The organism is Kitasatospora sp. NPDC049258 (genome assembly GCF_040678895.1).
Classification (GTDB): Bacteria; Actinomycetota; Actinomycetes; order Streptomycetales; family Streptomycetaceae; genus Kitasatospora.
The window spans coordinates 257,539-272,667 of the sequence record NZ_JBFAQT010000005.1 but is presented as its reverse complement, the minus strand read 5'-3'; the positions used below and the strand labels follow the sequence as shown (position 1 = coordinate 272,667).

General features: G+C 75.5%; 13 protein-coding genes. 6 read left to right on the top strand and 7 right to left on the bottom strand.

The window, feature by feature from the left end; genetic code table 11:
* Positions 1–91: 91 nt before the first annotated feature.
* From AB0K43_RS07270 to AB0K43_RS07255, 4 genes are all read left to right on the top strand, one after another.
* Complete coding sequence (locus tag AB0K43_RS07270) at positions 92–1,078, top strand: ABC transporter ATP-binding protein (protein WP_363636703.1); 987 nt, start codon at positions 92–94, stop codon at positions 1,076–1,078.
* Positions 1,075–1,905: an ABC transporter permease gene (locus AB0K43_RS07265; protein ID WP_363636701.1), complete on the top strand. Its 831-nt coding sequence runs from the start codon at positions 1,075–1,077 to the stop codon at positions 1,903–1,905. Before AB0K43_RS07270 ends, AB0K43_RS07265 begins: the two co-directional genes overlap by 4 nt.
* Before the next feature lie 133 nt (positions 1,906–2,038).
* Positions 2,039–3,292: a sensor histidine kinase gene (locus AB0K43_RS07260; RefSeq protein ID WP_363636699.1), complete on the top strand. Its 1,254-nt coding sequence runs from the start codon at positions 2,039–2,041 to the stop codon at positions 3,290–3,292.
* Positions 3,289–3,903, top strand: a complete 615-nt coding sequence (locus AB0K43_RS07255) for a response regulator transcription factor (RefSeq protein ID WP_363636697.1) — start codon at positions 3,289–3,291, stop codon at positions 3,901–3,903. The genes AB0K43_RS07260 and AB0K43_RS07255 overlap by 4 nt, the downstream gene beginning before the upstream one ends.
* Before the next feature lie 62 nt (positions 3,904–3,965).
* On the opposite strand, the gene AB0K43_RS07250 is transcribed toward AB0K43_RS07255, so the two are convergent.
* The 4 genes from AB0K43_RS07250 to purD all read right to left on the bottom strand — a co-directional run bounded on the left by AB0K43_RS07250 (position 3,966) and on the right by purD (position 10,028).
* Positions 3,966–4,865 carry a phosphoribosylaminoimidazolesuccinocarboxamide synthase gene (locus tag AB0K43_RS07250; protein WP_363636695.1) on the bottom strand — a complete coding sequence of 300 codons (900 nt, stop codon included), beginning with the start codon at positions 4,863–4,865 and terminating at the stop codon, positions 3,966–3,968.
* A 142-nt stretch (positions 4,866–5,007) separates the two neighbouring features.
* Complete coding sequence (locus AB0K43_RS07245) at positions 5,008–6,651, bottom strand: N,N-dimethylformamidase beta subunit family domain-containing protein (protein ID WP_363636693.1); 1,644 nt, start codon at positions 6,649–6,651, stop codon at positions 5,008–5,010.
* Positions 6,652–6,784: 133 nt separating this feature from the next.
* Positions 6,785–8,290, bottom strand: coding sequence for a hypothetical protein (locus AB0K43_RS07240; protein WP_363636691.1), 1,506 nt, complete (start codon positions 8,288–8,290; stop codon positions 6,785–6,787).
* 487 nt (positions 8,291–8,777) lie between these two features.
* Positions 8,778–10,028: a phosphoribosylamine--glycine ligase gene (gene purD, locus AB0K43_RS07235; RefSeq protein ID WP_363636689.1), complete on the bottom strand. Its 1,251-nt coding sequence runs from the start codon at positions 10,026–10,028 to the stop codon at positions 8,778–8,780.
* Positions 10,029–10,493: 465 nt separating this feature from the next.
* On the opposite strand from purD, the gene AB0K43_RS07230 reads away from it, so the two are divergent.
* The gene (locus AB0K43_RS07230) at positions 10,494–11,285 is read left to right on the top strand and encodes an SLATT domain-containing protein (RefSeq protein ID WP_363636688.1); all 792 of its coding nucleotides are present in this window, start codon (positions 10,494–10,496) and stop codon (positions 11,283–11,285) included.
* 68 nt (positions 11,286–11,353) lie between these two features.
* Here AB0K43_RS07230 and AB0K43_RS07225 read toward each other — a convergent pair whose 3' ends face one another.
* From AB0K43_RS07225 to AB0K43_RS07215, 3 genes are all read right to left on the bottom strand, one after another.
* Positions 11,354–12,001 (bottom strand): hypothetical protein, encoded by a 648-nt coding sequence (locus AB0K43_RS07225; RefSeq protein WP_363636686.1) that lies wholly within the window; start codon positions 11,999–12,001, stop codon positions 11,354–11,356.
* A gap of 74 nt (positions 12,002–12,075) precedes the next feature.
* The gene (locus tag AB0K43_RS07220; protein WP_363636684.1) at positions 12,076–13,074 is read right to left on the bottom strand and encodes a GntR family transcriptional regulator; all 999 of its coding nucleotides are present in this window, start codon (positions 13,072–13,074) and stop codon (positions 12,076–12,078) included.
* Positions 13,075–13,258: 184 nt separating this feature from the next.
* Positions 13,259–14,056 (bottom strand): carbon-nitrogen family hydrolase, encoded by a 798-nt coding sequence (locus AB0K43_RS07215; RefSeq protein WP_363636682.1) that lies wholly within the window; start codon positions 14,054–14,056, stop codon positions 13,259–13,261.
* Positions 14,057–14,222: 166 nt separating this feature from the next.
* Between AB0K43_RS07215 and AB0K43_RS07210 the strand changes: the two genes are divergently transcribed.
* Positions 14,223–15,056, top strand: a complete 834-nt coding sequence (locus AB0K43_RS07210; protein WP_363636680.1) for a maleylpyruvate isomerase family mycothiol-dependent enzyme — start codon at positions 14,223–14,225, stop codon at positions 15,054–15,056.
* Positions 15,057–15,129: the final 73 nt, after the last annotated feature.

Below are 15,129 nucleotides of genomic sequence, written 5' to 3'. Positions count from 1 at the left end.
GACATGTGTCACCGCCGATCCGTGGATCCGCACCGGCGAGCGGTGACGGCCCGCACTGCCCGCGGCCGGCGCCCGGCGGAAGGCTGGACGCATGACGAACACCAGCCGCCCGGCGCCCGCCGTCGAGGCACTCGGACTCCGGCGCCGCTACGGGCCCGCCGGCGACCGGGGCTTCGACGCGGTGCGCGGCCTGGACCTCACCGTCCGCCGCGGTGAGCTCCTCGCCCTGCTCGGCACCAACGGCGCCGGCAAGACCTCCACCATGGAACTGCTCGAAGGCCTCGCCGCGCCGACCGCCGGCCGGATCCGGGTCCTCGGCCTGGACCCGTACCGGGAGCGGGCCGCGCTGCGGCCGCGGATCGGCATCATGCTCCAGGAGGGCGGCTTCCCCGGCGAGCTCACCGTCACCGAGACCGGCCGCGCCTGGGCCGGTCTGACCACCGGCGCCCGGCCGGTGCCGGAGGCGCTGGAGCTGGTCGGGCTGCACCACCGCCGGCACGTCCGGGTCAAGCAGCTGTCCGGCGGCGAACGGCGCCGGCTGGACCTGGCGATGGCACTGCTCGGCCGCCCCGAAGTGGTCTTCCTGGACGAGCCGAGCACCGGCCTCGACCCCGAGGCCCGGGCCGCCACCTGGCGGCTGGTCCGGGAGCTGCGCGAGCAGGGCACCACGGTGCTGCTCACCACGCACTACCTGGAGGAGGCCGAGGAGCTGGCCGACCGGCTGGCGATCATGCACCACGGCCGGATCGTCACCAGCGGCACCGTCGCCGAGGTGATCGCCGGGCACCCCGGCCGGATCGGCTTCGAGCTGCCGGAGCGCTCCGGCCGGTACGAGTCGCTCGCGCTGCCCGCCCTGCCCGGCGCCGAGGTCACCGCCGTCGGCCGCCGGATCACCGTCCGCACCCCCGCGCTGCAGGCCGACCTGACCACCCTGCTCGGCTGGGCCGCCCGGCACCGGATCGCCCTGGGCGGCCTGGACGCCCGCAGCGCCTCGCTGGAGGAGGCCTTCCTGGCCGTCGCCGCCGAGCCGATCGACACCTCCCGGCCCGCCCCCTCGCCGATCGGACCCGCCCGATGACCACCGCGCGCACCACCGCCTCCGCCGCCCCCACCACCACGACCGCCGGCCGGCTGCGCGCCCTGGCCCGGGCCGAGACCACCCTGCTGCTGCGCAACCGCACCGCCCTGCTCACCGCGCTGGCGCTGCCGCTGCTCCTGACCGGGGCCGTCCGCGGGCTGCTCGAGCAGCAGGCCGCGGACCACCCCGGCCTGGACGTGGACGCCGCCCTGGTGCCCGGCGTGAGCGGGATCGTGCTGATGTTCGTCGTCTACTACAACCTGACCGCCAGCTACGTCGCCCGGCGCGGTGAGCTGGTGCTCAAGCGGCTGCGCACCGGCGAGGCCCGGGATCCCGAGATCCTGGTCGGCACCGCGGTGCCCTCGGTCCTGCTGGCCCTGCTGCTGTGCGCGGTGCTCGGGGTCGGCGCGGCCCTGCTGCTGGACCTGCCGGCGCCGGTCAACCCGCCGCTGATGGTCCTGGCGCTGGCGCTGGCGCTGGCCCTGCTGATCGCCCTGGCCGCCCTCTCCAGCGCGTTCACCAGGACCGTGGAGAGCGCCGGCGTCACCACCCTGCCGGTCCTGCTGCTCGCCCAGTTCGGCTCCGGCCTGCTGGTCCCGCTGGACGCCATGCCGGAGCGGCTCGCCGACCTCTGCCGGGCGCTGCCCACCACCGCGGCCTTCCAGCTGCTGCGGCTCGGCTGGTTCGGCACCACCGGCTCGGCGCCGGCCACCGGCTTCCTCGGCAGCTGGGGCGCGGCCGCACCCCAGCTGGGCCTGGCCGTGCTGTGGGCCGTCCTCGCCTGGTGGGCCGCCCGCCGCTGGTTCCGCTGGGAGCCCCGCCGCTGAGGCCGGCCACCGGGGGCCGGCCGACAGGCCCCGTCAGGGCCGGGGTCAGGGCCCGCGATCCGGGGCCGGTGGTACCGGACCGGCCGTCGGCCCGTCAGGATGGGGGCACGAGCACGTCGTGGGAGGGGACCGGATGGAGCTGCGGCCGCTGCAACGGTGGCGGGCCTGCGGCAAGCCGCAGCGCACCGAGATCTACGTCCGCTGGTCGCTGTACGCGATGGTGCTGATCCAGCCGCTGCTGGCGCTGCTGACCCTCGGCAGCACGGCCGGCCCGGCGCCGGCCGCGGCGCCCGCGGCCCTCCTGCTCGCCACCTCGCTGGCCTCGGCCGCGCTCTCGCTGCTGCTGTTCCGCCGCGCGCTGCCGCACTACCTGGGCCGCCGCCCCCGGCCGACCGGCTGGGTGCTGGCCGCCGCGCTGCTGATGGTCGCCGGGGTCTCGGCCCTGCTGCTGGCCGATCCGGCCGCGCCGGGCGGCGAGCAGGTACCGAACGCCGCCGCGGTCGGCTCGCTGCTCGTCTTCTGGTTCGCCCCGGTGTCGGTCGCCCTCACCGACCGGGCCACCGCCGCCCTGGTCGCGCTGGGAGCGGTCCTGCTCACCCTGCCCGCCATGCTGCTCTCCGGGCTCTCCCCGGCGACCGCGCTCGGCCTGCTGACCGGCACCGCGCTCTCGCTCGCCGTGGTCGGCGCCACCTGCCGGTGCTCGGCCTGGCTGGCGGGCGTGGTCTGGGAGCTCGACGAGGCCCGCGAGCGGCAGGCCCAGCTGGCGGTCGCCGAGGAGCGGCTGCGCTTCTCCCGCGACCTGCACGACGTGCTCGGCCGCAACCTCACCACCATCGCGCTCAAGAGCGAACTGGCCGTCCAGCTGGCCCGCCGGGGCCGCCCCGAGGCCGCCGACCAGATGACCGAGGTGCAGCGGATCGCCCAGGAGTCCCAGCGCGAGGTGCGCGAGGTGGTCCGCGGCTACCGCACCGCCGACCTGCGGGCCGAGGTGGCCGGCGCCCGCTCGGTGCTGCGCGCCGCCGGGGTCGCCTGCGAGATCGACCTCGGGCCGGACACCGTCACGCTCCCGCCGGTGGCCCAGTCGGTGCTCGGCTGGGTGGTCCGCGAGGCCACCACCAACGTGCTGCGCCACAGCGAGGCGGCGAACTGCTCGGTCCGGCTGCGCGCCGAGCCGGGCCGCGCCGTGCTGGAGGTGGAGAACGACGGGGTGCCCGCCGACCGCAAGGACCTCGGCCGGCCCGGCACCGGCCTGACCGGGCTCGGCGAGCGGCTGGCCGCCCACGGGGGCGTGCTGACCCTCCCGCCGGTCGGCGCGGGCCGCTTCCGGCTCACCGCCGCGCTCCCGCTCAGCACCCCCGCACCGGCCCTGGAGGTGGCCGCCCGATGACCGAACCCGTCCGTGTCCTGCTCGCCGACGACGAGCACCTGATCCGCGGGGCGCTGGCCACCCTGCTCGGGCTGGAGGAGGACCTCGGCGTGGTGGCCGAGGCGGCGTCCGGCCCCGAGGCGCTCGCCATGGCCAGGGCGCACCGGCCGGACGTGGCGGTGCTGGACCTGCAGATGCCCGGGCTGGACGGGATCGAGGTGGCCGCCGAGCTCCGCCGGGTGCTGCCGGACTGCCGGGTCATGATCGTCACCGGTCACGGCCGGCCCGGCTACCTGAAGCGGGCCCTGGAGGTCGGCGTCCGCGGCTTCCTGTCGAAGACCGTCTCCGCGGCCGACCTCGCCGGGATCATCCGCACCGTCCACGCGGGCGGGCGCTACGTCGACCCCGAGCTGGCCGCCGACGCGATCAGCGCCGGCGACAGCCCGCTCACCCCGCGCGAGACGGACGTGCTGGAACTGGCCGCGGACGGCGCCTCGATCACGGGGATCGCCGAGCGCGCGGCGCTGTCCCCGGGCACCGTCCGCAACTACCTCTCCGCCGCGGCCACCAAGCTCGGGGCGGAGAACCGCCATGCGGCCGTCCGGATCGCCCGCGAGCACGGCTGGATCTGACCGGGGCGGCGAGCGCGAAGGGCGCCGGGTCACCCCGACGCCCTTCGTCCGGCTCCGGGCGGTCAGGCCCAGGTGGTGCCGGTGAGCCGCTCGTAGGCCTCGATGTACTTGGCCCGGGTGAGCTCGACGATCTCCGCGGGCAGGGCCGGCGGCGGCAGCTCGCCGTGGCGGTCCCAGCCGGAGGCGGGCGAGGCCAGCCAGTCCCGGATGATCTGCTTGTCGAAGGACGGCTGCGCGCGCCCCGGCTGCCACTGGTCGGCCGGCCAGAACCGGGAGGAGTCCGGGGTGAGCACCTCGTCGCCGATCACCAGCTCGCCGTCCAGCAGACCGAACTCGAACTTGGTGTCGGCCAGGATGATCCCGCGCTCGCGCGCGATGTCCCGGGCCCGGCCGTACACCGCCAGCGTGGTCTGCCGCAGGGTGGTGGCCAGCTCGGCCCCGATCCGGCGGGCGGTCTCCTCGTAGGAGACGTTCTCGTCGTGCTCGCCGACCTCCGCCTTGAGGGCGGGCGTGTAGATCGGGGCGGGCAGCTCGGAGCCCTGCTCCAGGCCCTCCGGGAGGGCGATGCCGCACACGGTGCGGTCCGCCTCGTACTCCAGCAGGCCCGAGCCCGCCAGGTAGCCGCGGGCGACGCACTCCACCGGCACCATGTCCAGGCTGCGGCAGATCATCGTGCGGCCCTTCCAGTCGGCGGGGGCGCCGGCCGGGACCTCGGTGGAGACGACGTGGTTGGGCACCAGGTCGGCGATCCGGTCGAACCACCAGAGCGAGAGCTGGGTGAGCACCCGGCCCTTGTCCGGGATGTCGTTGGGCAGCACCCAGTCGAAGGCCGAGGTCCGGTCGCTGGCCACCATCACCAGGTCGCCGGACTCCGACCGGTAGAGGTCGCGCACCTTGCCGGTGTGCAGGTGGACCAGGCCGGGCACCTGGACCGGCTCGGGCTTGGTGACAAATCCGCTCAAGGTCGTCTCAGTCCTCAGGGGTGGTTCGCGTGTCTGCGGGCCGCGAAGGGGAGGTCACTGCCCCCGAGTCTGTCATGGCCGGTGCCGCGCCCGACCGGCCTCCCCCGGCCTCCCCCGGCCTCCCCCGGCCCGCCGCCTCGGCTCAGCCCTCCTTGCACAGGTGGTCGAGCAGGTTGGCGGTGGCCCGTTGGATCCGCTCGTCGGTGTGGCCCGGCCGGTCCAGCGCCGGCGACCAGGCGAAGGTGCCGGCCGCGAAGACGTACGCGCCGCTGGGCGCCCGGTAGAGCGAGGTCTCCTGGTGCGCCGGACGGCCCTCGGAGTCCCGGTACGGCGAGTGGGCCAGCAGGATCCGCTCGGTGTGCTCGGGCAGTGCCACCTTGGGGAAGTAGCGGTCCGCCTCGCCGGCGACCAGGTCGGGCACCTCGCCGCCCTCGGCGAGGCCGGTGCCCGCCCACAGCCAGTGCGTGGTGTTTCGGGCCACCAGCGGCACCGGCGCCGGCACGCTGCCCGCGTACTGGACGCCCAGCAGGTGCTGCTCGGGCTCGCCCGCGTCCCGCCAGAGCGCGCTGGCGGCCCCGGCCGGCCCGGCCGCCGGGTTCCCGGCCCGGACGCGCTGGCGCTTGCGGCAGTTGAGCAGCCGGTTGGGCTCCCCGGAGGGCGCGGCGGAGAGATCGACCCGCCAGTACATCGTGTTGGCGGACAGGAACACCAGTGAGGTGCCGGTGTCCCGGGCGCCCTCCACCGCCCGCCGCATCGGCTCCGACCAGTACTCGTCGTGCCCGGGGAAGATCAGCGCCTTGTGCCGGGACGGGTCGACCAGCCCGGCGTGCAGATCGGAGGCGGTGGCGTAGGAGAGGTCGTAGCCGTACCGCTCGGCCCACCGGATGAAGTCGTAGGCGTGGCCGACGTGCAGCGGCAGGCCCGCGCCGGCGTGCGGACGGTCGAAGGAGACCGTCACGGCCGCCTCCGACTCGCCGACCAGCCGGCCCCCGCCGTCCCAGGCGTGGTAGAGGCTGGCGCCGGTGCGCCCGTCCTCCGGGAAGAGGTTGTACGCCTGCCAGGTCACGTCCGGCAGCACCAGCAGCAACTCGGCCGCCGGGCAACGCCGTTCGGCCGTCACGGCGGACGCCGTCGACCCCGTCGGCCGGGCCGGGCCCACCGGCACCGCGGCGGGCGCCGGCTGTTCGACGAAGTCCCGTACGGTGAAGGGGATGTGGCTGCGGTGCAGGTTGTCCGCGGTGGTCAGCACCGCGACGTACGCGCCCGGCCGCCAGTGCTGCGGGACCTGCAACCGCCAGGACTGCCACCAGTGGTGGCAGGAGACCGTCCGGCCGACCACCAGCGGTGCGGCCTGCGCCAGCCCGGCGATCAGCGGGCTGGAGGTGACCACATGGGCCCCGTCGCCGCCGTAGTGGCCGATCCGGTAGACGTCCACGGTGAACTCGCGCGGCGGGTTCACCGTGACCCGGAAGTCCACCGAGCCACCGGGGCGGATCACCCCGGCCGAGGCGAAGCCCTTGATCTGCTGGTCGACGTCGTCCGAGTTCTTCGGGGTGCCGACCGGCGGCCGCGGCCGCGGCCCGGCCACCGGCTCCTGCCCCGGCGCGTCCACGCTGACGTACCAGGGGACGGCGGCCTCGACCCCCGCCAGGTACTCGTCAGGGCTGCGCAGCCAGGGCAGCGGCCCCTGTCCGAAGGGATCCGACACGCTGTGGGCCAGCGTGGCGGACTCCCAGCGGCGGTTGAGTTCTCTCCCCACACGCCCTCCCCACAGCGAGTCGCACATGCTCCGCCGGCACGTGCCAGCCGAATGTGCGTGCCGTCCAGCAGACCACACAATGCTGGCGCTGCGTCACCCAACGGTAGCAACTGGTGGTGGGGAAACTCCGGCGTCGCGGAGCGCCCCCGGCCGCGCCCGGTCAGCCCGGCAGCCGGACCGGCCGCTCCAGCCGCACCCCGGCCGCCTCCAACCAGGCCCGCAGCGGCTTGTCCTCGCCCTGCTCGACCGCTCGGGCGACCGCCGCCGCCGGCTCGCCCCGGCGGCCGTCGGCCATCAGCAGCACCGGGCCGTCCAGCCAGTCCAGCCCCGGCGTGGCCACCCCGGTGTCGACCGCCGCGCAGCAGACCATCGCCGTCACATGCTCGACCAGCAGCTCGCGCCCGCTGCGCACGGGGGGCAGCGGGGGCGCGACCCGGGCCGCGTGCGCCACCTCGCCGGCCAGGGCGGCGGCCAGGGCCTCCCCCTCGCCGCCGGCCAGCCGGCCGAGCAGCCGGGTGAGGGTCGGCGCGGCGGAGGGCCCGACCGGGCCCGACCCGTCCATCGCCGCCTGCAGGGCGACCGCCTGGACCCGCCAGCCGCGGTCGACCACCTCGGCCGGGTAGTCGGCCCAGTCCAGCGGCTGCCAGCCGACCGCGGGCGGCTCGTGCAGCAGGCCGGCGGCCAGCAGCGAGACGGCCTCGTCCACCCGGCCGGGCTCCTCCAGCAGGTCGCAGGCCGGCCGGTCGCCGAGCCGGCTCCCGTAGCCGTCGGCCAGCCGGTCCCGGCGGGACAGCTCGGTGAGCGCGGCGACCACGCCGGCGTTCAGGTGCTCGGGGTGGCGGCCGAGCCGCCAGGCGGGCAGCGCGACCCTGGTGAGCAGCCGGTCCCAGCCGGCGTAGGCCAGGCCGACCTGCTCCTGGGCGGCGATCCGCAGGCCGTAGTCGACCGCCTTCGCCTGCTCGGAGGCCCAGGCCGCGACGGCCCGCTCCAATTCGGCGGAGTGCTCCCGGCAGGCCGCCAGCAGCGCCCGGTTGATCCGGTCGACGAGCGCGGCGGGGCCGCGGTGGCGGGTGCCGAGCGCGGCGTCCAGCGCCCGGACGAAGCGGCGGGCGGCCGCGATGTCGGGGTCGACCGAGGCCGCGGCGCCGGCCACCACGGGGGCCAGCAGCGCGCGCAGCTCGCCGGCCCGCATCCACCAGAGGAAGGGCGAGCCGATCACCAGCACCGGTGCGGGCGGCTCGGCCCGGCGCCCGCGGCGGTGCGGGCGGCCGTCCTCCAGCCAGCTGTCGCAGTCCGGGGTGAGGGCGATGCCGGCCGGCGCACGGACCTCCAGCCGGTCGGCCAGCTCGCGGATCAGCCGGTGGAGCTCCGGTGCGGCCGACTCCGCCAGCGGGACGGCGGGGGTGACCGGCGGCTCGGCCCGGGACTGCGAGCGCGCCACCAGGCCGGCCAGCAGGAGGGTGACGGCGGCGACGCCGCAGACCGCCCAGCGGACCGCGTCCCAACCGGGCGCGTCCGGGGAGCCGGGCGCACCGATCCGGCCGGTGAACCGACCGGCGAGCAGCACCACCCCGAGGGCGGCCGGCAGCACGGCGGCGGCCAGGGCGAGCCCGCGGACCCGCAGCACGGCCTGGGCACGTGCACGGGCAGCGTAAGCAGCGGCCATACGGCGCGACACCCCCTTCGCGGCACTCGACTGCCGCTGTGACCGGTGATCCGCCGGGACCAACGATCAGGACACCCGAGACCTCTCGGAAACGATCAATATCCGAACGGGAAACGGCGGAGCCGACCCCCGGTTGTGCATCCTGCGTGGCACTTCTGACAGTTTTGACGCCCGCATGCAGCTGGGTGTTCCGGATCGCCCGTGATTCCACCCGTCCTGATGACGGCGCGCACACACCGGCGGCCCCAGCATCCCCCCGGCGCGGCCCCGCCACCGGCGGCGACCACGGCGGCACCCAGCAGGCCACGGCGATTCAGCGCACCCTACGGCGGTCCGCGGCGTCCCGTCAGCCGGATACCCAAGGAGTCACCCGATGGGCTGGAAAACCTCGGCCGGCCGCGCTCACCGGGCCGGACCCGGAAAACCGGCGGGCGCCGCTGCCGGACGGGTGGTCCGGCGGCGGCGCCCGGTACGGCGCGGGGCCGCGCTACTGCGCGGCGGCCTTGAGCGCGATGTCGCCGCGGTGCTGCGCACCCTTGAAGCCGATCCGGGCCACGCCCCGGTACGCCCGCTCGCGGGCCTCGGCGAGGTCGGCGCCGACCGCCGTCACGGACAGCACCCGGCCACCCGCGGTGAGCACCTGCCCGGCCTCGTCGGCCCGGGTGCCGGCGTGCAGCACGAACACCGTGCCGTCGGCGGCGTCCGCCTCGGCCAGGCCCTCGATCACGTCGCCGGTGCGCGGGTCGGCGGGGTAGCCCTCGGAGGCCAGCACCACCGTGACGGCGGCGCCGTCGTGCCAGCGCAGCGGTTCCAGGGTGTCCAGGGTGCCCTTGGCGGCCGCCAGCAGGACACCCGCGAGCGGGGTGTCCAGCCGGGCCAGCACCACCTGGGTCTCCGGGTCGCCGAAGCGGGCGTTGAACTCGATCACCCGGGTGCCGCGCGAGGTCAGCGCCAGCCCCGCGTAGAGCAGCCCGGAGAACGGCGTGCCGCGGCGGCGCAGCTCGTCCACGGTCGGCTGCAGCACGGTCTCCAGCACTTCCCGCACCAGGTCCTGGGGGGCCCAGGGCAGCGGGGAGTAGGCGCCCATGCCGCCGGTGTTGGGGCCCTGGTCGCCGTCCAGCGCGCGCTTGAAGTCCTGCGCCGGGACCAGCGGGAGCACGGTGTCGCCGTCGGTGATCGCGAACAGCGAGACCTCGGGGCCGTCCAGGTACTCCTCGATCACCACCCGCTCGCAGGCGGCGGCGTGCGCCAGCGCCTCGGCGCGGTCGGAGGTGACCACCACGCCCTTGCCGGCCGCCAGGCCGTCGTCCTTGACCACGTACGGGGCGCCGAAGGCGTCCAGCGCCTCGGCGGCCTCGGCCGGGGTGGTGCAGACGTAGGCCCGGGCGGTGGGCACGCCGGCGGCGGCCATCACGTCCTTGGCGAACGCCTTGGAGCCCTCCAGCTGGGCGGCTTCGCCGGACGGGCCGAAGACCGGGATGCCGGCCGCGCGCACGGCGTCGGAGACGCCCGCGACCAGCGGGGCCTCCGGGCCGACCACGACCAGGTCGGCGGCCAGCCGCTGGGCGAGCGCGGCGACCGCCGCTCCGTCCAGCTGGTCGACCGGGTGGACCGTCGCCACCTGCGCGATCCCGGCGTTGCCCGGGGCGCAGTGCAGCTCGCTGACGGCGGGATCTTGGGACAGGGAGCGGCACAGGGCGTGTTCGCGGGCGCCGCCGCCGATGACGAGGACCTTCACGTCTGGAAGGGTAGTCGGTGGCCTGTTCACGGCCGCCCCCGGCTCCGTCGGATCCTCCCAGTCCGGTCGGAAATTCCGGCCTTCCGGATGGAGGAAGCTACAAACCCTGGGGCGCCCGCGCCCCCGGGTCAGTGACCGGCGTCACTCGCGCCTCGCTCGGAAGGGTGAAATCTCGCCACCCGCCGCAACCCTCCGACCTCGCGTTCCGGAGGTGAATTCGGATAACGATCACCTCCGAAGCGCCCCCACGGTCAGCCATTTGGCGGTAAGAAGTGCTGTTGGACCAATGACCGGCCGTCGGCCGGGACGCGACACCATGGGCGGCCCACACCCGCGCACGGAGTCACCGAACCGGACGCCAGGCGGCCGGATCGGCCCCGGCCCGATGCAGCATCAGATCCACACACTGTCGGTCCCGGTACCCGCCGGGCCTCCGCAGTCACCCCGCCACAGGGAGCGCCACAGGTGAGCCAGCCGGAAATGCAGCCCGAGGAGAGTGCCTGGGGCAAGGACGTCGGCGAGGAGGACCAGCCCGTCCTGCCCGTCGCCGCCGGGCGCACCCCCACCCGCCGCCGCCATACCGACCTGAGTGCCCGCCAGTTCCCGCTGGGCGACTGGGGCGAGCCGGCCGAGCGGCTGGAGGAGCTCTACCGCTGGTCCGAGGAGCGCGCGGTCGAGGCGATCGACTGGTACCGCCGGGACCGGGTCTGGAAGCGCCGCTGGGCCCGGCTGCTGCGGTTCGGGGCGGCCACCTTCGCGGTCGGCGGGGTGAGCGCCCCGCTGGTGGCGCTCACCGGCGTGCTGGACCGGGCGGCCCCGTGGGGGTACGTCGGGCTGGCGCTGTCGGCGGCCTGCCTGCTGGCCGACCGGGCCTTCGGGCTGACCTCCGGCTGGATGCGCGACGTCTCCACCTCCCAGGCGCTCCAGCGGCGGCTGGAGGCCTTCCAGTTCGACTGGGCCTCGGAGTGCGTGCGGGAGGTGCTCGGCCCCACCGAGGGCACCGCCGGCGAGGCCGCCGAGCGCTGCCTGGGCGTGCTGCGGCGGTTCTGCGAGGACGTCTCGGACATGGTCCGCAGCGAGACCTCGGAGTGGATGCTGGAATTCCGGGCCGCGATGACGCAGCTGCCCACCCAGTCCCCGGGCCTGTGGGGCGGCCGCAGCGAGGGCGGCGTGGGCGCCCAGGTACGGGTGCTGCCGCCGCCGGGCACCCGGCCGACCATGCCGCGCCAGCGTCCGCCGGAGGGACCGCTGCGCTGAGCGGCGCACCCGACCCCGCGCCCCGACCCCGCGCTCGCCCCCGCGGCGGGACCGGCGGATCGGGCGGATCAGGCGAAGACCACCATCGAGCCCTGGGTGACGCTCCGGGTGGCCGCCGCGTAGAGCCCGGCCCAGGCGTGCCGCTCCCGGGCGTACGGGTGCAGGTCGTCCAGCGGCGGGCCGAACGGCTGCTGCAGCTCGGTCGGGCCGAGCGGCCGGGTCGGGGCCGGCGGGTCGAGCACGTCGATGCCCAGCACCGGTGCGACCGCGTGGAGTTCGCGCAGCAGGCCGAAGGAGGAGCCGAGCGGGCCACCGGCCGCCAGCAGGCCGTCGTCCACCAGCGGGAACTGGAAGTCCACCGGCACGTACGCCCCGGCGTGGTCGAAGTGCCAGACCAGGTGGGACTGTTCGGCGGTGGACTCGAACATCTCCAGCAGCTGCTCGTAGTCGCCGCCCAGCGCGTCCACCGGGGTGATCTCGAACCCGGTGAGACCCAGCATGTAGGCGCGGCGCAGGAAGTGCAGCGAATCGTAGTCGAACGCGGCTATCGGCTCGACCTCCCCGCTGATCCCGGGCACGTACTGGTAGACCGGCACCTCGGGCAGACCGTGGGCGGCGAGCACCGCGTTGTAGCGGACCAGGTCGTCCCGGAACGGATTCTCGGGGCTGTGGGTCAGGACGTCCACGAGCGGGACGAGCCAGAGGTCGCAGGCCATGGGCCGGCTCACCCTCTCCGGTGGGCGGGCGCCGGGTGCGGGGCACCGCGGCGGGCGGGCAATGACGGCCCACCCTACCGGCCCGGGGCGGGCTCCCCGCTCTCCGGTTGCGACAGCCGCAGCGGGCGGCCGAACCGCCCCGGCGGCACGAACCTGGGCAGCGGCACCCGGCCCAGGCCCAGGCCCGGCCGACCGGCCGCCGGCCGCAGGGCCGGTTCGTCCTCGACGGGTTCGGACACCACCGTCACGACCGGCGGGTGCGCCAACGGGCCGCGCAGCAGCGGCAGTACCGAGACCGAGTCCAGCGGCTGCCCGGTGAGCCGGGCCAGCAGCTCGACCGTGAACACGTTGTACTCGTTGACCACCCGCTGGGCACCGGTGACGTCGCGCTCCTCGATCCGGTCGACCAGCGCGCCGTGCCCGTCCCAGCAGACCCCGGCCAGGTCGCCCGCCGCGCGCAGGTAGGGCGCCGTGAACATCCAGGACTGCACCCGCAGCCACCCCAGGTAGTCGGCGATCCGGGCGTTGCCCAGCAGGACCGCCGCCTCCTGCCAGAACCTCAGGTCGCAGCCCACCAGCACGTCCAGCTGCCCGGCCCGGGAGGCCTGGGTGGCGGCGGTGGCCCGGCGGCGCAGCGAGGGCAGCCGGCTCCAGTCGTAGCCGGGCGCCCGGACCAGCAGCTGGCGGATCGCGCTGTCGGTGAGCAGCGCCCGGGCCTCGAAGATCTCCAGGAAGTCGGCCCAGCCGAACTCCGGGACGGTGAAGCCGCGGTGGTGCTCGGCCCGGAGCAGGCCCTGGGCGGCCAGGTCGACCAGGGCCTCCCGGGCCGGGGTGGCCGAGACCCCGTACAGCTCGGCGATCTCCTTGACGGTGAAGTTGCGGCCCGCCGGCAGGCGGCCGGCCATCATCTCCTCGCGCAGCGCGTCGGCGATCTGCTCCCGCAGGCTGTTGCGCCTGATCGGGGGGCGGCCGTCGGCGCCGGCGGCGAAGGAGCCGGGCAGGCCGAACCCGGGCAGGCCGAAGCCGGACGGCGGACGGCCGGGGCCGGCACCGGACATGCGGGAATCGGGCACCCCCTGACCTCCCCTCCTCCACCGGCCTGAACGCGACGCAGGCTCACCTTCTCAAAAGTTGCGCACACGGGTGCCAAGCATGTCAAGGACTGGCAAAAGCGGACCTAATCACAGCAGCCGGTCACCACCCCCGCGACCGCCCCTCCGAGCGCCCCTCAGGCTGGCCCTGCGACCGCTCCCGTGGTCAGCGCTGGACGGGCGCCGGAATGCCGAGCAGCCGGTCCCGGTGCACGGGGAACTCCGCCCGGGCCTTGGCCACCTCCGCCTGGTCGAAGTCGACCGTCAGCACCTCCTCGTCCCCGCCGGCCTCGGCCAGCACCCGGCCCCACGGGTCGACCACCAGGCTGTGCCCGGCCTGCTCGACCCCGCCGTGGGTGCCCGCGGTGTTGCAGGCCAGCACGTACGCCTGCTCCTCCACCGCCCGGGCCCGGGCGAGCAGCGTCCAGTGCTCCAGCCGCTTGGCCGGCCAGGCGGCCGGCACCACCAGCAGCTCCGCCCCGGCGTCCAGCAGGGCCCGGAACAGCTCCGGGAAGCGCAGGTCGTAGCAGGTCGCCAGGCCGATCCGGCCGAGATCGGTGGCGGCCGTAACGATCTCCTGCCCGGCGCCCATCACCACCGCCTCGCCGCTGTCGAAGCCGAACCGGTGGATCTTGCGGTAGGTGTGCACCAGCTCGCCGTCCGGGGCGAACAGCAGCGAGGTGTTGTAGATCGGGCCGTCCGGGTCCCGCTCGACGATCGAACCCGCGTGCAGCCACACCCCCGCGGCCTCGGCGGCCGCCGACATCGTCTCCGCGGTGGGCCCCTCCAGCGTCTCCGCTCCGGCGCCCCAGGTCTCGTAGGCGAACCCGCCGAGCGGCCAGAGTTCCGGGAGGACCACCAGGTCGGCGCCCTCCTGCGCACGCACCAGGGCGGCCGCCCTGGCCCGCCGTTCGGCCGGCGGCTCGGAGTCGGAGACCGCGAGTTGGATCAAAGAAGCGCGCACAGTACCACCGTCCACGACAAGAGTCCTACGATCATCACCCGAAAGCGCTGCCCTGCTGTCACCCGGCAGCGTAACGTGCGGGTAGCGCGTGCGCCCGGAAGCTCAGGAGTCTCCCCTCTCTCCCGGGCCACGTGGCCCGGAAGCTGACGGAGGACCGGAGATTCCCGTGACGGAGAACCAGACCGTGCAGGCGTACACCGACGCATGGCTCCACTCCATCGAGGCGATAGCGGAGCTGCTCGCCCCGCTGCCCACCGACGCCTGGAACCGGGCCACCGAGTGCCCCGGCTGGTCGGTCCGGGACGTGGTCTCGCACATCATCGGCATCGAGTCCGAGCTGCTCGGCGACCCACGGCCGATCCACTCCCTGCCGCGCGACCTGCGCCACGTCACCAGCGAGTTCGCCCGCTACATGGAGCTCCCGGTCGACAAGCGGCGCTGCCACACCCCGGTCGAGCTGACCGGTGAGCTGGACTACACCGTCATCCGCCGCAGCCGCGCCCTGCGCAACGCCAAGCAGGGCCCGCAGGACCTGGTCCGCTGGCCGGCCGGTCCGCTCTCCCGCGACCTGCCCTACGAGCAGTTGCTGCGCACCCGCGCCTTCGACGTCTGGGTGCACGAGCAGGACCTGCGGCGGGCCCTGCACACCCCCGGCAACCTCGACTCGCCCGCCGCCGTCGTCAGCCGCGACTACCTGGTGGAGGGCCTGCCCCGGGTGGTCGCCAAGCTGGCCGCCGCCCCGGCCGGGGCAGCGGTGATGTTCGACGTGACCGGCCCGCTGGAGTTCCGGCGCACCGTCCGGGTCGACGAGAGCGGCCGCGGCTCGGTGGACGACTCGGTCACCCTGGCCCCGGACGTCCGGCTCACCCTCGACTGGGAGACCTACCTCCGCCTCGCCTGCGGCCGGGTCCGCCCGGACACCGTCACCCACGCGGTCCGGGTGGTCGGTGACACCGACCTGGCGGCCCGGGTCCTGGCCAACTTCGCACTGACCCCCTGATCGTCGGTACCACTGCGCGTTACATCCGACCGGGTGTACGCGTACCACCGCGCGCCGGCAGGCCCCTCCCGCA